Origin of the sequence: Clostridium sp. BJN0013, from assembly GCF_040939125.1 — a bacterium.
Classification (GTDB): domain Bacteria; phylum Bacillota; class Clostridia; order Clostridiales; family Clostridiaceae; genus Clostridium_B.
The window spans coordinates 3931792-3954235 of the sequence record NZ_CP162495.1 but is presented as its reverse complement, the minus strand read 5'-3'; the positions used below and the strand labels follow the sequence as shown (position 1 = coordinate 3954235).

Annotated in this window: 13 protein-coding genes, 4 tRNA genes, 3 rRNA genes and 1 pseudogene; 19 read left to right on the top strand and 2 right to left on the bottom strand. The window is 34.5% G+C overall.

All coding sequences use genetic code 11. The annotated features are described in order from the left end of the window. Positions 1–273: 273 nt before the first annotated feature. A pseudogene (gene tnpA / locus AB3K27_RS20480) lies at positions 274–731 on the bottom strand (IS200/IS605 family transposase). A 640-nt stretch (positions 732–1371) separates the two neighbouring features. Here tnpA and murD point away from each other — a divergent pair. From murD to disA, 17 genes are all read left to right on the top strand, one after another. Beyond that, positions 1372–2748 (top strand): UDP-N-acetylmuramoyl-L-alanine--D-glutamate ligase, encoded by a 1377-nt coding sequence (gene murD, locus AB3K27_RS20475; protein ID WP_368489125.1) that lies wholly within the window; start codon positions 1372–1374, stop codon positions 2746–2748. 612 nt (positions 2749–3360) lie between these two features. Continuing rightward, positions 3361–4871, top strand: a 16S ribosomal RNA gene (locus AB3K27_RS20470). A 110-nt stretch (positions 4872–4981) separates the two neighbouring features. Continuing rightward, positions 4982–5057: transfer RNA gene (locus AB3K27_RS20465), tRNA-Ala, on the top strand. 6 nt (positions 5058–5063) lie between these two features. Further along, positions 5064–5140, top strand: a tRNA-Ile gene (locus AB3K27_RS20460). Positions 5141–5445: 305 nt separating this feature from the next. Next, a 23S ribosomal RNA gene (locus AB3K27_RS20455) occupies positions 5446–8342 on the top strand. 111 nt (positions 8343–8453) lie between these two features. After that, positions 8454–8570: ribosomal RNA gene (gene rrf, locus AB3K27_RS20450) — 5S ribosomal RNA — on the top strand. Together the 16S, 23S and 5S rRNA genes with 4 tRNA genes alongside form the textbook arrangement of a ribosomal RNA operon. A 9-nt stretch (positions 8571–8579) precedes the next feature. After that, positions 8580–8656: transfer RNA gene (locus AB3K27_RS20445), tRNA-Ile, on the top strand. Positions 8657–8659: 3 nt separating this feature from the next. After that, positions 8660–8735 (top strand) — tRNA-Ala (locus tag AB3K27_RS20440). Between the two features lie 277 nt (positions 8736–9012). After that, positions 9013–11103 carry an elongation factor G gene (gene fusA / locus AB3K27_RS20435; protein WP_368489124.1) on the top strand — a complete coding sequence of 697 codons (2091 nt, stop codon included), beginning with the start codon at positions 9013–9015 and terminating at the stop codon, positions 11101–11103. A gap of 144 nt (positions 11104–11247) precedes the next feature. Beyond that, positions 11248–11487 carry a hypothetical protein gene (locus tag AB3K27_RS20430; RefSeq protein ID WP_368489123.1) on the top strand — a complete coding sequence of 80 codons (240 nt, stop codon included), beginning with the start codon at positions 11248–11250 and terminating at the stop codon, positions 11485–11487. Positions 11488–11590: 103 nt separating this feature from the next. Beyond that, entirely contained in the window at positions 11591–12226 is a 636-nt protein-coding gene (locus tag AB3K27_RS20425; protein WP_368489122.1) for a histidine phosphatase family protein, read from the top strand. Between the two features lie 168 nt (positions 12227–12394). Beyond that, positions 12395–12880 carry a CtsR family transcriptional regulator gene (locus AB3K27_RS20420; RefSeq protein WP_368489121.1) on the top strand — a complete coding sequence of 162 codons (486 nt, stop codon included), beginning with the start codon at positions 12395–12397 and terminating at the stop codon, positions 12878–12880. Positions 12881–12935: 55 nt separating this feature from the next. Then, positions 12936–13484, top strand: a complete 549-nt coding sequence (locus tag AB3K27_RS20415; protein ID WP_368489120.1) for a UvrB/UvrC motif-containing protein — start codon at positions 12936–12938, stop codon at positions 13482–13484. A 2-nt stretch (positions 13485–13486) separates the two neighbouring features. Then, a complete protein-coding gene (locus AB3K27_RS20410; protein ID WP_368489119.1) occupies positions 13487–14524 on the top strand; it encodes a protein arginine kinase in 1038 nt (345 codons plus the stop codon). Between the two features lie 20 nt (positions 14525–14544). Beyond that, positions 14545–16983, top strand: coding sequence for an ATP-dependent Clp protease ATP-binding subunit (locus AB3K27_RS20405; RefSeq protein WP_368489118.1), 2439 nt, complete (start codon positions 14545–14547; stop codon positions 16981–16983). 178 nt (positions 16984–17161) lie between these two features. After that, positions 17162–18517 carry a DNA repair protein RadA gene (radA, locus tag AB3K27_RS20400; protein WP_368489117.1) on the top strand — a complete coding sequence of 452 codons (1356 nt, stop codon included), beginning with the start codon at positions 17162–17164 and terminating at the stop codon, positions 18515–18517. A gap of 14 nt (positions 18518–18531) precedes the next feature. Further along, positions 18532–19596, top strand: a complete 1065-nt coding sequence (disA, locus tag AB3K27_RS20395) for a DNA integrity scanning diadenylate cyclase DisA (protein ID WP_368489116.1) — start codon at positions 18532–18534, stop codon at positions 19594–19596. A 36-nt stretch (positions 19597–19632) separates the two neighbouring features. On the opposite strand, the gene AB3K27_RS20390 is transcribed toward disA, so the two are convergent. Further along, complete coding sequence (locus tag AB3K27_RS20390) at positions 19633–20034, bottom strand: DUF1573 domain-containing protein (protein WP_368489115.1); 402 nt, start codon at positions 20032–20034, stop codon at positions 19633–19635. A 401-nt stretch (positions 20035–20435) separates the two neighbouring features. Between AB3K27_RS20390 and AB3K27_RS20385 the strand changes: the two genes are divergently transcribed. Then, positions 20436–21548, top strand: a complete 1113-nt coding sequence (locus tag AB3K27_RS20385; protein ID WP_368489114.1) for a PIN/TRAM domain-containing protein — start codon at positions 20436–20438, stop codon at positions 21546–21548. Between the two features lie 4 nt (positions 21549–21552). Continuing rightward, a complete protein-coding gene (gene ispD, locus AB3K27_RS20380; RefSeq protein WP_368489113.1) occupies positions 21553–22242 on the top strand; it encodes a 2-C-methyl-D-erythritol 4-phosphate cytidylyltransferase in 690 nt (229 codons plus the stop codon). The last annotated feature ends 202 nt before the right edge of the window (positions 22243–22444 follow it).

The following is a 22444-nucleotide window of genomic DNA, read 5'->3' as shown; positions in this document are numbered from 1 at the left end:
CTTCTAAGGTTCAACATGAGGAATACTTTTTTCTTCATCTTGAACCTTAGAAGAACTTATCTATGGGCATAGCAGTGTTCATCCTTCACTTTAAAGAAGCTGGGGGCGTCAGCTGATTGTCGCCTTCGAATAAATATTTTACGACAATCATCACCACCCGTAAAACGGGTGGTTTGCTCTAGCCCTATAAGGGCATGTTACTGGCTGTGCTACTCGCACACTGAACGGTGTGCCAACCGCATATGCCTTTACAGGCTGCACCTAAAAGGTGCTTTATTTTTTACCTTTTTTTACTGTCTCACCCGTAAACGGGTCAATATATTCTTTCAAACTCATTTGTTCGTATGCTAAATCTTCCTGTATCTGATTTTTTATATACTCTGCTATGACTTTTTTATTCCTTCCTACAGTATCAACATAGTACCCTTTACACCAAAACTGTCTATTTCCATATCTATATTTTAAATTTGCATGTCTGTCAAAAATCATATAAGATATCCCATAAACTGCGATACACTTAATTTAGGTGGTATACTTATAAGCATATGTATATGATCTTTACATGCATTAGCCTCAATAATTTTAACCCCTTTTTGTTCACATAGTTTCCTTAAGATTACACCTATATCCGCTTTTATCTTTCCATATATTATTTGTCTCCTATACTTTGGTGCAAAAACTATATGATATTTACAATTCCACTTGCTGTGTGCTAAACTACTATTGTCCATTTCGGACACACCTCCAATATATTTTAGTTGTGGTTGGCAAACCTACTTCTATTTTATATTGGAGTTTTTCTTTTTCCTACTCATAGCTATAAGCTTTCCGGAACCACAGGTAAAACCTGTGGTATTCTAGATACAAAAAACTTACCGGACCAAAGTCCGGTAAATTAGGGTTTAATCATGGGGATATGTTATATGTTTAATTAAAACTTGGGGAATTATATTAATGTTTTCTTACGACACAAGTAAAGTATATCACAAGTGAATGATATTTTTCAATAGTGAAACATAAAATCAGTAAATTAAATATTTTCATATAATTTTGATTTTATTCGACAATTTCATTTTAAGAGTAAATATATATTATATTTTTCATAAAATCATATCGATTTTATTTCCAATATTTACACTATCAGCATAGGCTTTTATGAAATATTATGTTATTATATAATTAAGTATAAATTTATCCGAACGCGGCAATTAACTAATGTTCCCATATTCTTTAAAGTGGGATATAAGCACTGCTATGTGCCTGGATAAGTTCTTTTAAGGTTCAGATGGAAAAAGCATTTCTTATAAGCAAACTCCACCTGAACCTAATAATCACTTGATTGTAATAGGCTTATTTTGGAGGTTTTCTTAAATGAAAAGAAATTTTGATGACTTTAAACAATTTATAAAACATAAAAAAATAGGAGTAGTAGGAATAGGAATAAGTAATAGACCTTTGATTGATTTTTTATTAAAATTAGGTGCTAAAGTAAGTGCTTTTGATAAAAAAAATTCAGATGAGATTGGAGAAGTAGTTAAAGAATTGAAAGAAAAAGGTGTAAGTTTGGCGTTGGGTGAAAAATATCTTAATGGCTTAAGTGATTTTGATATAATATTTAAAACGCCTTCTATGAGAATAGATAGTCCTGCGTTTATAAAAGCTAAGAAAAAGGGAGCATATATAACCTCTGAAATGGAAGAGTTTATAAGATATTGTCCTGCTAAAATATATGGTATAACTGGAAGTGATGGAAAAACTACTACTACTACACTTATGTATAATATTTTAAAAAAGCAAGGTTATAAAAGTTGGATAGGAGGAAATATAGGTACTCCTTTATTTTCTAAAGTAGAAGAAATAGAAAATGATGATAGAGTTGTACTTGAATTATCCAGTTTTCAGTTAATGACTATGGATATTTCACCTCAAGTAGCAGTTATAACTAACGTGAGTCCTAATCATCTGGATGTTCATAAAGACATGGAAGAATATATAATGGCTAAAAAGAATATATTTAAATATCAAAGTAATTCAGATCTATTAGTATTAAATAAGGATAATAACTTAACAAACTCTATGGCGAAAGAGACCTTAGGCAGGATTAGACAATTTAGTAGTAAAGAAAAATTAAATAAAGGTGGATATTTAAATGAAGGTAGTTTGTATATAGATAGAGATGAAGTATGTAAATTATCAGAAATTAAACTTAAAGGAATGCACAATGTAGAAAATCTTTTGGCAGCCTTTTGTGCCCTAAAAGATGATGTAAGTATTGAAAGTATGAGAGAAGTTGCTATTACTTTTTCGGGAGTGGAGCATAGGTGTGAATTTGTAAGGGAAGTAGATGGAGTAAAATATTATAATGATTCTATTGCGTCAAGTCCTAGCAGAACATTGGCAGGACTTAAAGCTTTTGAAAAACCTGTAATATTAATAGCTGGTGGATATGACAAAAAAATACCTTTTGATATTTTAGCTGAAGAAGGATATTTACAAATTAAAACTTTAATACTTGTGGGAGCTACAAAATATAAAATAAAAGAAGCCTTTGAAAACCTTAAATTAAAAAAAGACATTCACATACCCATTATAATGGCAAATTCTCTAGTAGAAGCAGTAAATTTAGCAAGGAAAGTATCCCATAAGGGTGATGTAGTTACTTTATCTCCTGCTTGTGCTAGTTTTGATATGTTTGCTAATTTTGAAATAAGAGGAAATATGTTTAAAGAAATAGTGAATGATATGTAATTAGTGTAGGGTATTTTAAAAGAGAAACTAACTTTTATAGTAAGTTTTTCTTTTTTTATTTAGAGCTGGTGTAAAGTATATACGATAACGTTTCCTAGTGTATCTTTATATGAATATAATAGTTTTTCGTAGGAATTAATAGAATTGATTAGATAAATAGGATGTATGATGGTTATGTGTATAGCATATAAATTAAGTTGTGGTATTATATCAAATGTCATTAAGTTGATAAATGACTTTGTCTATAAAAATTTTTTTTAAATTTATTGACAAAGTTAAGAGTATATGATAAACTACAAAAGCTGTTGAATAAAAATGGCATGTGATCCTTGAAAATTAAACAGAATAAAGAAGATAGGTAAACTTATTTATTAAGAATAAACCAGCAATTCTTTTGAGCTGCGAGAGCAGTAGAGGAAGTAATTTCGTAGTGTAGTATATTTAAGCAGTATTTTGCTGAAAGAGATATACTAAAATTACTAGTAGCGAGTACAGCGAGGAAAAGGCTGAATGAGGAGCGGAACTTACTTGTGTAATTGAGCACCGGAATGAGGCATTTGACGAAGCTGGGCGAAGCTAATAGTAATTTTCAACAGAGTCAAATAAAACTTTTAAAATAAGAGTTTGATCCTGGCTCAGGACGAACGCTGGCGGCGTGCCTAACACATGCAAGTCGAGCGAGGAAGCCTTTTCGGGGGTGGAATAGCGGCGGACGGGTGAGTAACACGTGGGTAACCTGCCTCAAAGAGGGGGATAGCCTCCCGAAAGGGAGATTAATACCGCATAGAAGGTAAAAACCGCATGGAGGATACCTTAAAGGAGAAATCCGCTTTGAGATGGGCCCGCGTCGCATTAGCTAGTTGGAGGGATAAAAGCCCCCCAAGGCGACGATGCGTAGCCGACCTGAGAGGGTGAACGGCCACATTGGAACTGAGAAACGGTCCAGACTCCTACGGGAGGCAGCAGTGGGGAATATTGCACAATGGGCGAAAGCCTGATGCAGCAACGCCGCGTGAGTGAAGAAGGTTTTCGGATCGTAAAGCTCTGTCATCCGGGACGATAATGACGGTACCGGAAGAGGAAGCCACGGCTAACTACGTGCCAGCAGCCGCGGTAATACGTAGGTGGCGAGCGTTGTCCGGAATTACTGGGCGTAAAGGGTGTGCAGGCGGATATTTAAGTGAGATGTGAAAGACCCGGGCTTAACCCGGGCAGTGCATTTCAAACTGGATATCTAGAGTGCAGGAGAGGAGAACGGAATTCCTAGTGTAGCGGTGAAATGCGTAGAGATTAGGAAGAACACCAGTGGCGAAGGCGGTTCTCTGGACTGTAACTGACGCTGAGGCACGAAAGCGTGGGTAGCAAACAGGATTAGATACCCTGGTAGTCCACGCCGTAAACGATGAGTACTAGGTGTAGGGGGTATCGACCCCTCCTGTGCCGCAGTAAACACAATAAGTACTCCGCCTGGGAAGTACGATCGCAAGATTAAAACTCAAAGGAATTGACGGGGACCCGCACAAGCAGCGGAGCATGTGGTTTAATTCGAAGCAACGCGAAGAACCTTACCTGGACTTGACATCCCCTGAATAACTTGTAATGGAGGAAGCCCTTTGGGGCAGGGAGACAGGTGGTGCATGGTTGTCGTCAGCTCGTGTCGTGAGATGTTAGGTTAAGTCCTGCAACGAGCGCAACCCCTGTTGTTAGTTGCCATCACAGAAAGGTGGGCACTCTAACAAGACTGCCGCGGTTAACGTGGAGGAAGGTGGGGATGACGTCAAATCATCATGCCCCTGATGTCCAGGGCGACACACGTGCTACAATGGGCAGAACAGAGAGAAGCAATACCGCGAGGAGGAGCAAATCTCAAAAACTGCTCCCAGTTCGGATTGCAGGCTGAAACCCGCCTGCATGAAGTTGGAGTTGCTAGTAATCGCGAATCAGCATGTCGCGGTGAATACGTTCCCGGGTCTTGTACACACCGCCCGTCACACCATGAGAGCTGGCAACACCCGAAGTCCGTAGTCTAACCAAGGAGGACGCGGCCGAAGGTGGGGTTAGTGATTGGGGTGAAGTCGTAACAAGGTAGCCGTAGGAGAACCTGCGGCTGGATCACCTCCTTTCTAAGGAGTCGAAAGGCAGGAAGGCTTGCCTTAAAAGCTGGGGAATATAGATAAGTAAGTTACCATTTATTCTGTTTAATTTTGAGGGATCATATCCTTCTAGTTAATTTGGGGGTATAGCTCAGCTGGGAGAGCACCTGCCTTGCACGCAGGGGGTCAAGAGTTCGAATCTCTTTATCTCCACCATGTTATGGGCTTATAGCTCAGCTGGTTAGAGCGCACGCCTGATAAGCGTGAGGTCGATGGTTCGAGTCCATTTAAGCCCACCAAGTACAAGAAAAAAATATTTATAATTCACATTGTAAATTGTGCACTGTGAATTGAAAGAATTTTGTCCTTTGAAAATTGCACAGTAAATAAAAGAAGTAAAGCTAAGGTTAGAAATAACCTTTGTAGTAGTAAGTATAATTAAAGTTATGTTTACATTGTAATAAATAACTAAGGATAAAAATTGGTAATAACGAGTACGGCAAGGAAAAGGCCGAAGGAGGAGCGGAATTTACTTATGTAAATGAGCACCACAGTGAGGCATTTGACGCAGCTGTGCGAAGTTAGTAGCAATTTTTAAACCAAAGGTCAAGCTACAAAGGGCGCATGGAGGATGCCTTGGCACCAGGAGCCGAAGAAGGACGTGATAAGCTGCGAAAAGCTCTGGGTAGGCGCAAATAGCCAGAGAACCAGAGATATCCGAATGGGGAAACCCACCTAAAAAACAATAGGTACTGCAGGGTGAATATATAGGTCTGCAGAGGGAAACCCGGGGAACTGAAACATCTAAGTACCCGGAGGAAGAGAAAGAAAAATCGATTTTCTAAGTAGCGGCGAGCGAAAGGGAAAGAGCCCAAACCGGAAACTTGTTTCCGGGGTAGAGGTCAGGTAAAAAAAATTGTGGAAGCTTAACTGAATACAACTGGAAAGATGAGCCGCAGAAGGTAAAAGCCCTGTAAGTGAAAAGCAGAAACGAAATAACCTGTACCGGAGTACCACGAGACACGAGAAACCTTGTGGGAAGCAGGGAGGACCACCTCCCAAGGCTAAATACTACCTGGTGACCGATAGAGGAGGAGTACCGTGAGGGAAAGGTGAAAAGAACCCCGGGAGGGGAGTGAAAGAGAACCTGAAACCGTGTGTCCACAAACAGTCGAAGTACGTTAAAGTACGACGGCGTGCTTTTTGTAGAACGAGCCAGCGAGTTACGGCATGCAGCAAGGTTAAATACTTAAGGTATGGAGCCGAAGGGAAACCGAGTCTGAAAAGGGCGGGGAGTTGTATGCTGTAGACCCGAAACCGGGTGACCTATCCATGGCCAGGTTGAAGCGGAAGTAAAATTCCGTGGAGGACCGAACCACGTTGGTGTTGAAAAACCATGGGATGAGCTGTGGATAGCGGAGAAATTCCAATCGAACTCGGAGATAGCTGGTTCTCCCCGAAATAGCTTTAGGGCTAGCGTCGGGAGTGAGTAATGGAGGTAGAGCACTGAATGGGGTAGGGGCTGACAACAGTTACCGAACCTTATCAAACTCCGAATGCCATATACTTGAATCCCGGCAGTCAGACTGCGAATGATAAGATCCGTAGTCAAAAGGGAAAAAGCCCAGACCACCAGCTAAGGTCCCGAAGTGTAAGTTAAGTGGAAAAGGATGTGTGATATCGAAGACAACTAGGATGTTGGCTTAGAAGCAGCCATACATTTAAAGAGTGCGTAATAGCTCACTAGTCAAGAGGTCATGCGCCGAAGATGTCCGGGGCTAAAACTTACCACCGAAGCTATGGGCCTGAAAGGGCGGTAGGGGAGCATGCTGCACAGGCAGAAGCCATACCGGAAGGAGTGGTGGACGGTGCAGGAGAGAGAATGCTGGCATAAGTAGCGAGAAATAAGTGAGAATCTTATTGGTCGAAAACCTAAGGGTTCCCGGGGAAGGTTCGTCCGCCCGGGGTAAGTCGGGACCTAAGCCGAGGCCGAGAGGCGTAGGCGATGGACAACCGGTTGAAATTCCGGTACCACATTTTTGCGAAAAAGAACAGAAGGGATGACGCAGAAGGATAGGATGTGCACACGAATGGATGTGTGTCCAAGGAGTGAGGGAGGAGATAGAGGAAAAACCATATGTCCGGTAATCCTGAGCTTTGAAGGGGAGTCCGCAAGGGCGAGTATCTGATTTCACACTGCCAAGAAAAGTCTCTATGGAGCAGGAATGTGCCCGTACCGCAAACCGACACAGGTAGGTGAGGAGAGAATCCTAAGACCATCGGAAGAATTGTTGTTAAGGAACTCGGCAAATTGACTCCGTAACTTAGGGAAAAGGAGTGCCACGGAAGTGGCCGCAGAGAAAAGGCCCAAGCAACTGTTTATCAAAAACACAGGTCTCTGCTAAAGCGAAAGCTGAAGTATAGGGGCTGACGCCTGCCCGGTGCTGGAAGGTTAAGGGGACTGCTCAGCGAAAGCGAAGGCAAGAACTTAAGCCCCAGTAAACGGCGGCCGTAACTATAACGGTCCTAAGGTAGCGAAATTCCTTGTCGGGTAAGTTCCGACCCGCACGAATGGCGTAATGATTTGGGCACTGTCTCAACAACAAATCCGGCGAAATTGAAGTGCAAGTGAAGATGCTTGCTACCCGCGATTGGACGGAAAGACCCCGTAGAGCTTTACTGCAGTTTATCACTGAATTTTGGTATTGCCTGTACAGGATAGGTGGGAGGCAGGGAAAGAAGTGCGCCAGCATTTGTGGAGCCAACGTTGGGATACCACCCTGGCAGTACTGAAATTCTAACCGGAGTGCATGAAACTGGACACGGGACAATGATAGGCGGGCAGTTTGACTGGGGCGGTCGCCTCCAAAAGAGTAACGGAGGCGTACAAAGGTTCCCTCAGAAGGGTTGGAAATTCTTCGGAGAGTGCAAAGGCAAAAGGGAGCTTGACTGCGACACAAACAGGTGGAGCAGGGACGAAAGTCGGGCTTAGTGATCCGGTGGTACCTCGTGGGAGGGCCATCGCTCAACGGATAAAAGCTACCTCGGGGATAACAGGCTGATCTCCCCCAAGAGTTCACATCGACGGGGAGGTTTGGCACCTCGATGTCGGCTCGTCGCATCCTGGGGCTGGAGTAGGTCCCAAGGGTTGGGCTGTTCGCCCATTAAAGCGGCACGCGAGCTGGGTTCAGAACGTCGTGAGACAGTTCGGTCCCTATCCGTCGCGGGCGTAGGAAATTTGAGGGGAGCTGTCCCTAGTACGAGAGGACCGGGATGGACTGACCGCTGGTGAACCAGTTGTTCCGCCAGGAGCACAGCTGGGTAGCTAAGTCGGGAAGGGATAAACGCTGAAAGCATCTAAGTGTGAAGCCCACCCCAAGACGAGATTTCCCATGGCGAAAGCCAGTAAGACCCCTCCGAGAAGAGGAGGAGATAGGTCAGGGGTGTAAGCATGGCAACGTGTTAAGCTGACTGATACTAATAGGTCGAGGGCTTGACCAAAATATATTTACTGTGCAATTTTCAGAGGATATAAGTTTTCTGAAGAAAAGTATTGACAGGTAGCAGTTATGACAGTATAATATAAAACTGTAGTGAGAAAAATGATAAAAATCTGGTGGCAATAACGTGGAGGCAACACCCCTTACCATTTCGAACAGGAAGGTTAAGTTCCACAGTGCCCATGGTACTGCAGGGGAGGCCCTGTGGGAGAGCAGGTCGCTGCCGGGTAAAAAATAAGGATCTTTAGCTCAGTTGGTTAGAGCAACCGGCTCATAACCGGTTGGTCCGGGGTTCGAGTCCCTGAAGGTCCACCATATGGGGGTATAGCTCAGCTGGGAGAGCATCTGCCTTGCACGCAGAGGGTCAAGAGTTCGAATCTCTTTATCTCCACCATAACGAGTAACAATTTTGTTGCTCGTTTTTTTATGTTTAAATTTATCAAATTTGTGTATTTAGAGATATGATATGGAAATTTTGAATACATTTTATCATTGAATAAAATGTAATATATGTTTAAAATAGAAGCATAATATTATTATGAAAATTATTATGAAAATTATTTGATTTTTAAAAGGAATTTTTAATTATTAAGTAGAATATGATATAAATAGAATATAATTAATGAAGTAAAATATATAAATTAAATGTAAAGTACAAGGAGGAATTGCCTATGAAAACATATTTAACAAAAAATTTAAGAAACATAGGAATTATTGGACATAGTGGTTCTGGAAAGACCACATTGACAGAAGCGATACTTTACCATACAAAAACTATAGACAGATTAGGAAAAATTGAGGATGGAAATACAACTAGTGATTATGAGCCAGAAGAAAAGAAGAGACAAATATCTGTATCAACCTCAATAGCTTCATGTAAATGGAAAGATGTAAAAATAAATTTAGTTGACATGCCAGGATATTTTGATTTTATAGGAGAAACTTTTCAAGGATTAAGAGCAGTTGATTTAGCTATAATTGTTGTATCAGGTGTGTCAGGAATCCAAGTAGGAACTGAAAAGTCTTGGGATTATGTAAACAAGGAAGAGCTTCCAAGGGCATTTTATATAAATAAATTAGATAGAGAAAATTCAGATTTTGATAAAGTATTGACTGATCTAAAAGAAAAGTTTGGCTTATCCGTAGTGCCTATTCAATATCCTGTAGGTAAAGAAAATAATTTTAAAGGTATTGTAAACGTTATTTCACGAAGGGCCAAAATATTTGATGAAAAAAGTAAAACAATGAAGGATGTGGATATTCCAGAAGATATTCTAGAAAAAGTTAATGATTGTAAAAATATGATTATGGAGGCTGTGGCAGAAACAGATGAAGAGCTTCTAGATAAATATTTTAATGAAGGTACTTTAAGTGATGAAGATATCTATACGGGACTGATAAATGGTTGTACTAAAGGAGAAGTAGTTCCTGTAATGTGTGGTTCTGCCGCTAATGTAATAGGAGTTGAAACTCTGCTTGAGAATATAGTTCAGTGCTTTCCATCTCCAGCAGATGTGGAATCTATTACTGCTAAAAATTTAAAAGATAATTCTGAAATTACAATTAACATAGATGAAAAAGAACCTTTTTCAGCATTTGTTTTTAAGACTATAGCTGATCCTTTTGTAGGAAAATTATCTTTGTTTAGGGTTATGACAGGAAAATTGAAATCCGATATGACAGTGTATAATGCTAAAAAAGATAAAAGTGAAAAGATAGGATCTATGTATTTTTTAAAGGGTAAGCAACAAACATCTACATCTGAAATAATAGCAGGTGATTTGGGTGCTGTAGCTAAATTACAATTTACAAGTACGGGAGATACTTTATGTGAAACTTCATTTCCTATTATTTTTGAAGATATCAAATTTCCACCAGAGGTAATAGCAAAAGCAGTTTTACCTAAATCAAAAAATGATGAAGATAAGATATTAAGTGGATTAAATAAATTGTTGGAAGAAGATCCTACTTTTAAAGTAACTAGAGATATGGAGAATGCAGAAGTAATAGTTTTTGGAATGGGAGAAACACATACGGATATAATATCTTGTAAATTGAAATCTAAATTTGGTGTAGATGTTATTTTGCAAGATCCCAAGATACCTTATAGGGAAACTATAAAAAAAGCTTCTGATGTGCAGGGTAAACATAAAAAACAGTCTGGGGGACATGGACAATATGGAGATGTAAAGATTAGATTTGAACCTAGGGTAGATGGAAAAGATGATTTAGAGTTTGTGGATAAAATAGTGGGAGGAGTAGTACCAAGGCAGTATATACCAGCTGTTGAAAAAGGACTTAGGGAATGCATAAATCAGGGAGTTTTAGCTGGATATCCTGTAATAAGATTAAAAGCTATTCTTCATGATGGATCTTTCCATCCTGTAGATTCTTCAGAAATGGCGTTTAAGACAGCTGCTTCTATTGCATATAAGAAAGGATTATTAGAAGCTGAACCTGTACTGTTAGAGCCAATTGTACACTTAGAAGTATCTGTTCCTGAATATTACATGGGGGATATAATAGGAGATATAAACAAAAAAAGAGGAAGGGTTCTTGGGATGAATTCTTCTGGAGAGAATCAAGTAATAATAGCAGAAGTGCCTCAATCAGAAATGTTTAGGTATGCTACGGATTTGAGATCTATGACTCAAGCTAGAGGAGATTTTACTATGAGATTTGAAAGATATGAGGAGGTTCCACCTCTTCAAGCTAATAAAATAATAGAATCCAGGAAAAATGAAAAAGTTAAGGATGAATAGTTCAAAGGGGCTTTACGTAGCTAACCGAATAGTTGGCTGTGTAACAGTCCCTTTTTAAATTAAAATAATATGAATATTTTGATTCACTAAACTAAATAATAATTTTATCAGTTAGTCTAATGTATTTAGTTAAGGAGAGATTGTATGTCCAAATACAAGATGAATATAATAGGAAAAATTAGTTTAGAGGATTATAGCAGCATACAAGACTATATATCAATAGTAAATAGAGATGATGATTTAACCATAGTTATAGATAAAAATGATGATGAAAATATAAAAATTATATGTAATATGTTAGAAAATAAAAATTTTATAATTAATTCAAGTAAAGTTCGTAGCAAAGATAAATATTATATAAAAGCATTTAAAAATATAGATTAAAGTATAATTTTTCAGTTTATTATGTGATATAATAAAAAATTATAAGAGCTTATATAAAAATTTTAATATATAATATTTGTTAAATTAAAAGGAGATAAATACTATGATTAAATTATATATGGTAAGACATGGAGAAACTATATGGAATATAGAAAGAAAAATGCAGGGTGGTACAAAAGATTCACCTCTAACTAAAAAGGGTATTGAACAAGCTAATTTATTAAAAAATAGAATGGAGAATATAAATTTTGATATAATATATTCAAGTCCATTAGAAAGGGCAGTAAAAACTTCTAGAATAGTAGCGGCACAGAGAAATGTACCTATAATAAAAGATGATAGGCTTATGGAAATAGACATAGGAGAATGGGGAGGATTAACCAAAGAACAAGCTCGAGAAAAAAATCCAGAACAACTTAATAATTTCTGGACAAACCCTAAAATGTATGTTCCCGATACGGGAGAAAGTTTTATACAGGTAAAAATTAGAGTAGTATCTTTAATTAAAGAAATTATTAATAAGCATGAAGGTAAAAATGTCTTAATCGTTACTCATACTGTAGTATTAAGAATTATGATGGCGTATTTTGAAAATAGACCTTTAGATAAATTATGGGAAGGTTCTTACATTCATCAGGCAAGTTTAAGTGAAGTTGAAATAGAGAATGGACACTATAATATTTTGTTATATGGAGATACATCACATTTAGGGGAGATAAAAAGTATAAATACAATATAAATAATATAAAATTTATAGTATATCTTAGAAATATGGAGAAAAGTATATTTAAATTTAGTATTTGACTAAAAAATACTAAATTTAAATATATATGAATATTGATTTAAGATTCAATTAATAATATTATTAAAGAAAGTCAAAGAAAGTCAAAGTCAAGAAGGTGATGGGTTGGCAAGATTATCAGATATAATAGAAGAGTTTATAAAAGATATGTTTAATAACAGTAATAATAATGATCAACTGCAGATTGGAAGAAATGAATTGGCAAATTATTTTAGCTGTGCTCCTTCACAGATAAACTATGTATTAACTACTAGATTTACTACAGATAAAGGATATTATATAGAGAGTAAACGAGGAGGGGGAGGATATATAATTATAAAAAAAGTAGAACTTAACTGTAATAAGAATTTACTTGATATTATAATGGAAAAGATAGGAGATGGTATAACTTATAATGCTGGAGTACAAATTATAGAAGGATTATTTGAGGAAGAAATCATAACAGAAAGAGAAGCTATAATATTAAAGGCAGTTATAAATGATAGAACATTAAATACTGTAATGGAAAATAAGAATAAATTAAGGGCAGATATATTGAAAGCTTTGATGCTTGTTATATTTAATACCCCTAAATTTGTTATTAATAGATAAATATGTGATATAATAATTAGTATAATATTATATTTGCATGTATAGGAGTGATGATATGCTTTGTGATATATGTAAAAAAAATGATGCTACAGTTCATGTAACAAAAATAATAAATGGACATAAACAAGAGATCAATCTGTGTGAAAAATGTGCAAAGGAGAAGGGAGAATTAAGTTTTGTACCCCCAATAGACTTTGTTTCTTCATTTGGATTTCAGAATATTTTAAGTGGAATTATGGATTATATGAGTAGTGGAAATAATGAGCAGTACAAAACTTTTGATATACGTTGTAAGAATTGCAATACATCCTATAGTGAATTTAAAAAGACAGGGCTTGTAGGATGTAGTGAATGTTATAAAAATTTTAGTAATATTTTAGAACCGATAATTAAAAGAGTACAGGCAAATTTAGATCATACAGGTAAAGTTCCTAAAAAAACGGGAAGAAATATTATAGAGAAAAAAAATCTTCTAAAATTAAAAGAAGACCTTCAAAAAGCAGTATCTTTAGAGGAATATGAAAAAGCTGCCACTATAAGAGATAGAATAAAAGAGATTGAAAAAGAAATTTATTTAGATGAAGACAGCAAGAAGGAGGAGTAGTTATGAATAATTGGATGACTACTTATGAAAGTGATAATTATGGCTTGGTAATAAGTAGTAGGATAAGATTAGCCAGAAATTTAGCTAAAATTCCTTTTTCACATAAATTAAATATAGAAGAAAGTAAAAAGATAATTAAAGATGTAGAAAATGCTTTTTATACATCTTCAAATACCAAAGAAAAGTTTAGAAGTAATTATTTATGGGATAGAAATGACAATGATAAAAATATTTACTTAGAAAAACATCTTATAAGTAAAGCTTTGATAGATAATTCATCTAAAGCAGCTTTTATATTAGATGATAAAGAAACCATAAGTATTATGATAAATGAAGAAGATCATGTCAGAATTCAATGTATAACAGGAGGCCTAAATTTAGAGGAATTATATGATGTAAGTGAAAAAATAGATGATCTGTTAGAAGAAAATTTGGAATATGCTTTTGATGAAAAACTAGGATATTTAACAGCATGTCCTACTAATGTAGGAACAGGACTTAGGGCTTCTGTTATGCTTCATTTACCTTCACTTTCTTTAAATAATCAAATAAATGGATTGTTAAATGCATTAGCTCAAGTTGGTATGACCATTAGAGGATTATATGGTGAAGGTTCAAAAGCTATAGGGAATATATATCAGATTTCCAATCAGGTAACTTTAGGACGTAGTGAAGAAGAGATATTAAGTAATTTAAAAGCTTTAGTTCTTCAAATAATAAATCAAGAAATAATTTCTAGGGAAAATCTTATGAAGAAATATAAATATGAGTTAGAAGATAAAATTTATAGAGCATTTGGAATATTGAAGTCTGCAGTACTTCTAAACTCAAGTGAATGTTTAAAACTTTTATCAGATGTAAGATTGGGAGTAGAGATGGGGATAATTAAAGATGTAAATGGTATGACTTTAAATAAACTCTTGGTGGAAACCCAGCCAGCTACAATACAGAAAATATACGGAGAGAGCTTATCAAATAAAGATAGAGATTTTAATAGAGCTAAATTTGTTAGAGAAAAATTAGCTGTAAATACAGCTTAAAAAGGAGAGTGAAATACATTATGATGTTTGGAAGATTTACGGAAAGAGCACAAAAAGTATTAATTTATGCTCAAGAAGAGGCACAAGCACTTCAACATGGCTATGTGGGGACAGAGCATATACTTTTAGGAGTATTAAAAGAGGATGGAATGGCTAAGAACTTTTTAAATAATATGAATATTACTATAGAAACAGTAAGAAGCTTTATAGAAGAGTATGAAGGCAGAGGAGAGATTGATTTATACAATAAAGAAATACCTCTTACTCCAAGAACAAAAAGACTTTTGGAATTGAGCTTATTTGAAGCTAGAAATTTAAATCACAACTATATTAGTCCAGAGCATATTCTGCTTGCGTTGATTAGAGAAGCAGAAGGAGTAGCCTTTACCATTTTAAATAATCTAGGTGCTGATTTTAATAAATTAAGAAAACAGCTTATAGATTCTCTTTCAGGAGAACAATCTGTTGGTTCAAATAATTCTAAAAAAGAAAATGGAGAGCCTACCCCAACCTTAGATCAATTTGGCAGAGACTTAACTGATATGGCCAGGGAAGGAAAATTGGATCCTGTTATAGGCAGAGAAAAAGAAACTCAAAGAGTTTTAGAAATATTAAGTAGAAGAACTAAAAACAATCCTTGTCTTATAGGAGATCCAGGAGTAGGTAAGACTGCTATAGCAGAAGGATTAGCGGAAAAAATAGTGGCAGCCAATATACCTGAACTTTTAAAAGGAAAAAGAGTAGTTACTCTGGATCTTTCTTCAATGATAGCAGGTTCCAAATACAGAGGAGAGTTTGAAGAAAGACTTAAAAAAGTTATGGAAGAAATAAGAAAATCAGGAAATGTAATATTATTTATAGATGAAATTCATACCATAATAGGAGCTGGGGCTGCAGAAGGAGCTATAGATGCTTCTAATATATTGAAGCCAGCTTTAGCCAGAGGAGAAATACAATGTATAGGAGCAACTACTATAGATGAGTATAGGAAATATATAGAAAAAGATGCTGCGCTTGAGAGAAGATTTCAACCTATATTAGTAGGAGAACCCACTAAAGAAGAAGCAGTCTTGATACTAAAAGGTTTAAGAGATAAATATGAAGCCCATCACAGGGTGAAAATAACGGACGAAGCTATTGAGGCTGCAGTAAATTTATCTGATAGATATATTACAGATAGATATTTGCCGGATAAGGCTATTGACCTTATTGATGAAGCAGCTGCTAAAGTAAGAATACAAAATTTAATTGCTCCACCGGATTTGAAGAATTTAGAAGTTGAATTGGAAAAAGCAACCAAAGAAAAAGAAGATTCCATTAGATTACAAGATTTTGAAAAGGCTGCTAAGTTAAGAGATATAGAAAAAGAATTGAAAGATAAGTTAGAAGGTTTAAAAACTAACTGGAAGACTAAAAAAGAAGTATCTACATTATTAGTAGGAGAAGAAAAAATTGCTTCTGTAGTGTCACAGTGGACTAATATACCTGTAGAAAAATTAACTGAAAAAGAACTACAGAGATTGTTGAAATTAGAAGATATTCTTCATAAAAGAGTAATAGGACAGGATGAAGCGGTTAAATCCATAGCAAGGGCAGTAAGAAGAGCTAGGGTTGGACTAAAGGATCCTAAGAGACCTATAGGATCCTTTATATTCTTAGGACCTACTGGAGTTGGAAAAACTGAATTATCTAAAGCTTTGGCAGAGGCTATGTTTGGTGATGAAAATAATCTTATAAGAATTGACATGTCTGAATATATGGAAAAACACACCGTATCTAAACTTATAGGATCTCCACCGGGATATGTAGGATATGATGAGGGAGGACAGCTCACAGAAAAGGTAAGAAGAAATCCTTATTCAGTAGTATTATTTGATGAAATAGAAAAAGCACATCCTGAGGTATTTAATATACTGCTGCAAATACTTGAGGATGGAAGATTAACAGATGGAAAAGGAAAAACTGTAAATTTCAAAAATACTATAATTATAATGACATCTAATGTAGGAGCAGCTACTATTAGGAAGCAAAAATCTATGGGATTCACATTTATAGGCGATAATGAAAAACAAGATGAATATGATAAAATGAAAGACAATATAATGGAAGAGTTGAAAACTTCTTTTAGACCTGAATTTTTAAATAGAATTGACGATATTATAGTATTCCACCAATTACAAGAAGATGATTTGAAACAAATAGTGAAACTCATGCTAAATGATGTTTCTATGAGACTTAAAGAGCAGGAAATAGATATTAATTTCAATGAGAAGGCACAAGAATTATTAGCAAAAGAGGGATTTGATGTAACTTATGGAGCAAGACCACTTAGAAGAGCTATAACTAAGACCGTAGAAGACAGACTTTCAGAAGAAATGTTAAAGGGTAATGTTAAAAAAGGTGATAAAGTCGAAGTAATTGTTCAAGGAAAAGAATTAGCTTTTAATAAGGTGAATTGAAAGCTGATTCAATGATAAAAAATTTTTTGAATATAGATAAGCTTTATACTTTATAATATGTAGAGTATAAGGCTTATTTTTATGAAGAGTTAAATAGTTTTAAAAAATTTATATAATTCTTCACAAAATTATATAATTATATTGTATAATAATATCTTATACAGGAGGGGATGATTACATGGTAAAGAAAAAAACTATTTTTATATGTCAACAATGTGGATATCAATCTCCAAAATGGTTAGGAAAATGTCCTAGTTGTAATAACTGGAATAGTATGATAGAAGAAATTAAACCAACTAAAGGAACATGCTTTTCAAATTTGGGGTTTGAAAGTATGCCTAAAAGTATTAATAGTATAAAATCTAGTGAGTATGAAAGACTGGACACTGGTATAATGGAATTAAATAGAGTTCTTGGGGGAGGTATTGTTAGAGGATCTATTACACTTATATCAGGGGCTCCTGGTATTGGTAAATCAACATTGCTTCTACAAGCAGCTAGTAATATTGCAGATAAATATGAAAAGGTATTATATGTTTCTGGAGAAGAATCGGAAGAGCAGATAAAAATGAGAGGTGATAGGCTTAATTCTTTATCAGATAATCTCTATGTAGTTTCTGAAACTAATTTAGATAAAATAGAAGGTTATATAGAAAAAAACAAACCTACGTTTGTAGTTATAGACTCTATACAAACCTTGTTTAAAGAGTGTATAAGTTCTGCTCCAGGCAGTGTATCCCAAGTCAGAGAAACTTCTAATCGTATTATGCGCATAGGAAAATCAAACAATATATCTTTTTTTATAGTGGCACATATTACAAAACAGGGGGAACTTGCAGGACCTAGGGTGCTGGAACATATAGTTGATACAGTATTGTCTTTTGAAGGAGAGAGAACGGAGGAATTTAGAATACTTAGAACTGTAAAAAACCGATTTGGTACTACCAGTGAAATTGGTGTATTTGAGATGATAGAAAATGGACTTAGAGAAATACCCAATCCTTCTACAGCATTTTTAGGAGATAGAGACTTTCAAAAAGAAGGTTCTGTAGTTATTGGAATAATGGAAGGAAGAAGACCTATATTGGTTGAGATACAGGCTTTAGTTAGTGAAACTAGAGCAGTTATTCCAAGAAGAACAGCGGTAGGAGTGGATATATCTAGGTTAAATTTAATTTTAGCAGTATTGGAAAAAAAAATTAAAATTCCATTTTATAATTGTGATGTTTATGCTAATGTAGTAGGAGGACTTAAACTAGAAGGTACATTTGGGGATTTAGGATTAGCACTAGCTCTCATATCCAGTTCTAGATCTAAAGAAATAGTATTGGATAATCTTTTGGCAGTAGGAGAAATTGGTCTTACAGGTGAAATTAGATCAGTATCTTTTTGTGATAGAATTGTAAATGAAGCAGAAAAAATGGGATTTAAAAATATATTAATACCTAGTAGAAACAAGGAAAAAATAAACAATGGGAAAATAAATATTATAGGGGTATCTTCTTTACAGGAATCCTTAAATAAAGTTTTTTGATTAGGGTGATAATTTTGAGATTGGAAAAAGAAAAAGAACTTAAAAGTATATTAAAACTTTTAGCACCGGGAACTCAACTTAGAGAAGGGCTTAGAAATATATTAAGAGCTAAAACTGGCGGACTTATAGTACTTGGGGATAGTGAACAGATACTAAAAGTGGTAGATGGTGGATTTACCATTAACTCAGAGTATAGTCCCTCTTACATATATGAGCTTGCAAAGATGGATGGTGCTATAATACTTAGCAGTGACTTAAAAAAAATACTATATGCCAATACCCAGCTTATTCCAGATCCAACTATTCCAACCTTTGAGACTGGAACAAGGCATAGGACAGCAGATAGAGTCGCCAAACAAACAGGAGTTATAGTTATTGCAATTTCTCAGAGGAGGAATGTTATAACGGTATATAAGGGACATATTAAATATGTTTTAAGGGATAGCAGTGTTATGTTAGGAAGAGCTAATCAAGCACTTCAGACCTTAGAAAAATATGTAGCTGTGTTAGATAGAGTTGTCAATAATCTTAATATTCTTGAATTTCAAGACATAGTTACATTATTTGATGTAATGACAGCTATTCAAAGGACTGAAATGGTAATGAAAATAGTAGCTGAAATTGAAATATACATATGTGAACTAGGGAATGAAGGAAGACTAATTTCCATGCAATTAAATGAACTTATTAAAAGTGTTGAGCGGGATGGGATATTGATGATAAGGGATTATTGTCAAGCTGATATGGATTATGACGAGATATATAAACAAATTCAAGAAATAAGCTCTGATGATATTTTAAATCTTGATTTTATCTCCAGAGCTATGGGATATTTGGGAGTACCATTAGTTGATACACTTATATCACCAAGGGGATATCGAATGTTAAGTAAAATTCCTAGAATACCAGCGGCTGTAATAGATAATCTAGTTAAAAACTTTAAGGAATTGAAAGGCATTATGGAAGCTTCCTATGAAGAGCTTGATAGAGTTGAAGGAATAGGTGAAGCTAGAGCTAGAGCTATAAAAAATGGATTGAGAAGACTTAGAGAACAGATTATGATAGATAATAAATTTTAGCACAAAATAATATTTAATATTATTTTGTGCTAAAAATTATCTAAAGGAATACTTTCCTAAAGTATTTATTTTATCATATTCTTTTAAAAGTATATCGTATAGATTTAAGTCAAGTATATTACATAAGGAAGTAAGATAAAATAAATTATTTCCTATTTCATTTTGTATCACATCTCTACAATTATCACACAGAGATCCTTTTATGTGTGTATTTAAACAATTTTTTAAAAATTCAATATTTAAAGTGTTATCTTCAGATATGTGTTGTTTTTTAGCGCAAACTTCTATGCATCCACAATTAGTAATAGACTTTGCAATAGCCCTATTTATTCGAGCATTTGATTCTTGAAGTTTAGTAATTATATCTAAAATACTCTTATGTCTTAATAATGATTCATTTACAGCATTTTGAAAGTCATCAAATATTATATCTTTCATCCAGTTCAACTCCTTATATAGATTTAGCATATTAACTACAATATTTAAATTGTAGTGTCAGAGGCGTTTGTTAGTAAAATAAACTTATTTCTAAGTTCTATGATACCATATTTTACTAACAATAGATATGTATTTATAAATCTATAAAATTTACTTTATATATATAATAAACTAATAGTGCTATTATTAATAGGGGGAATTGTATATAAAATATAATAGTTAAGATTTGCCTTTAGTTTGTATTTTTAGTATTTTTATACAGATGTATTGATTAAATAAAGTATTTAAGTAAATAATTTATTAAATAAAACCAGTTTTATTGAAAAAAATATCTACTTAATATATTATATTAAGTAAATAAAATGAAAAAAATGTAATTAACATATAAGGAGGTGTATTTATTGTTAAAAAAGACACTTAGGGGGCTTTTTACAATAATAGGCTTAATACTAGGATATTTGGTAGGAGATATTGTCATAAATTCTGAGTACTTTACACAAATATTTTATGTGAGTGATAATCCTGTAAAAAAGATTTTATTTTTAATTTTATTAACTTTATTTTTTGGAATTATACTATTTTTAATATCACCTTGGATTAATTCAATTATTATGAAAATTATGGATTATATTGAAAAAAGAATTCAAAAGCTTCCTGCAACAGAAATATTATTAGGAGTTGTAGGGGCATTAACAGGACTTCTTATATCTGTAGTATTTCTCAATTTATTGGCAAAGGTGCCCATTGTAGGGGCTATGTTGGCGGTAGTAGTAGCTGTACTTATGGCTGCTTTAGGTGCTAATATAGCCATAAGGAAGAGAGAAGAACTTATGTCCTTGCTATCTAATGTTGGATATAGGAGATTTCAAGGAAGCAGTAAAGATAAGAAGATTAAAGATGAGTGTAAACAAAAGGTATATCCTAAGGTTCTGGATACTTCTGTGATAATAGATGGTAGAATATTCGATATATGTCAAACTGGATTTGTTGAAGGACCATTAATAATTCCAGATTTTGTACTGGCAGAATTGAGACATATAGCAGATTCTTCAGATGGATTAAAGAGGACTAGAGGAAGAAGAGGATTAGATGTATTAAATAAAATACAGAAAGAATTGAATATTGATGTACAAATATATGAGAAAGATTTTCCTAACATAGCTGAAGTGGATAGCAAGCTTTTAAAACTTTCTCAAGTGTTAAATGGTAAGGTAGTAACAAATGATTATAATTTAAATAAAGTTGCAGAATTTCAAGGAGTACCAGTACTTAATATAAATGAACTTGCTAATGCAGTAAAGCCTGTGGTACTTCCTGGAGAGGAAATGAATGTTCAGATAATTAAAGATGGAAAAGAATCAGGACAGGGTATAGCTTATTTAGATGATGGTACCATGATAGTTATAGAGGGAGGAAAGAGGTCTATTGGAGAAACAAAAGATGTAGTAGTAACTTCTGTACTACAAACTGCAGCGGGAAGAATGATATTCGCAAAACAAAAAGAGGAGTTATAATCTTATGAAAAGTAACTATGCTATAATTGTAGCTGCAGGTAAAGGAAAAAGAATGAAAATGCCAATAAATAAACAATTTATTTATATTCAAGGTAGGCCAATCCTGTATTATTCTATTAGTGTATTTTCGAAAAATCCACTAATAGATGGAATCGTATTGGTATGTGCTGAAGATGAAATTGAATATTGTAAACAAGAGATAGTTAAAAAGTATAATTTAGATAAAGTGATTAAAATAGTTATCGGGGGAAAGGAACGGCAAGATTCAGTATTTAATGGATTAAAGGTATTAGAGAACTGTGATGTAGTTTTAATTCATGATGGGGTAAGACCTTTTGTTACAGATAGGATAATTGAGGATGGGATAAAATATTCTAATATGTATGGAGCCTGTGCCTGTGGAATTATGCCTAAAGATACCATAAAGATTAAAAACAAAGAAGGTTTTACTTATAAGACATTGAAAAGGAAGGAATTATTTATGGCTCAAACTCCCCAATGTTTTAAGTATGATTTGATTTATGATTGTCATAAAAAACTCATAAACAATAGAATTCAAGTTACTGATGATACTACAGCGGTAGAATATTTTGGGAATAAAGTTTATCTATATGAAGGAAGTTACGATAACATAAAAATAACTACACCTGAAGATTTATTTATAGCAGAAAATATATTAAAAATGCATAAGTAATTGAGATGGAACCTTGCAGTTTTATGTACTTAATATAAGCTGCAGGTTTTGTTTATATTAAAGAATAATGGGTAGCATATGAATGGGACTTAAATAAGTTCCAATAATGTGATAAAATATTTAAGGAATTAAAATTAAACATTTTATCACATTAATTATATGATATTAGTAGATGGCATAAGGATAAGATTAAGGGAGGTAT

Excerpts from the sequence above, each read along its gene's own strand:
- murD (WP_368489125.1), top strand. The coding sequence starts at position 1,372 with ATGAAAAGAAATTTTGATGACTTTAAACAATTTATAAAACATAAAAAA.
- fusA (WP_368489124.1), top strand. The coding sequence starts at position 9,013 with ATGAAAACATATTTAACAAAAAATTTAAGAAACATAGGAATTATTGGA.
- AB3K27_RS20430 (WP_368489123.1), top strand. The coding sequence starts at position 11,248 with ATGTCCAAATACAAGATGAATATAATAGGAAAAATTAGTTTAGAGGAT.
- AB3K27_RS20425 (WP_368489122.1), top strand. The coding sequence starts at position 11,591 with ATGATTAAATTATATATGGTAAGACATGGAGAAACTATATGGAATATA.
- AB3K27_RS20415 (WP_368489120.1), top strand. The coding sequence starts at position 12,936 with ATGCTTTGTGATATATGTAAAAAAAATGATGCTACAGTTCATGTAACA.
- AB3K27_RS20410 (WP_368489119.1), top strand. The coding sequence starts at position 13,487 with ATGAATAATTGGATGACTACTTATGAAAGTGATAATTATGGCTTGGTA.
- AB3K27_RS20405 (WP_368489118.1), top strand. The coding sequence starts at position 14,545 with ATGATGTTTGGAAGATTTACGGAAAGAGCACAAAAAGTATTAATTTAT.
- radA (WP_368489117.1), top strand. The coding sequence starts at position 17,162 with ATGGTAAAGAAAAAAACTATTTTTATATGTCAACAATGTGGATATCAA.
- AB3K27_RS20390 (WP_368489115.1), bottom strand. The coding sequence starts at position 20,034 with ATGAAAGATATAATATTTGATGACTTTCAAAATGCTGTAAATGAATCA.
- ispD (WP_368489113.1), top strand. The coding sequence starts at position 21,553 with ATGAAAAGTAACTATGCTATAATTGTAGCTGCAGGTAAAGGAAAAAGA.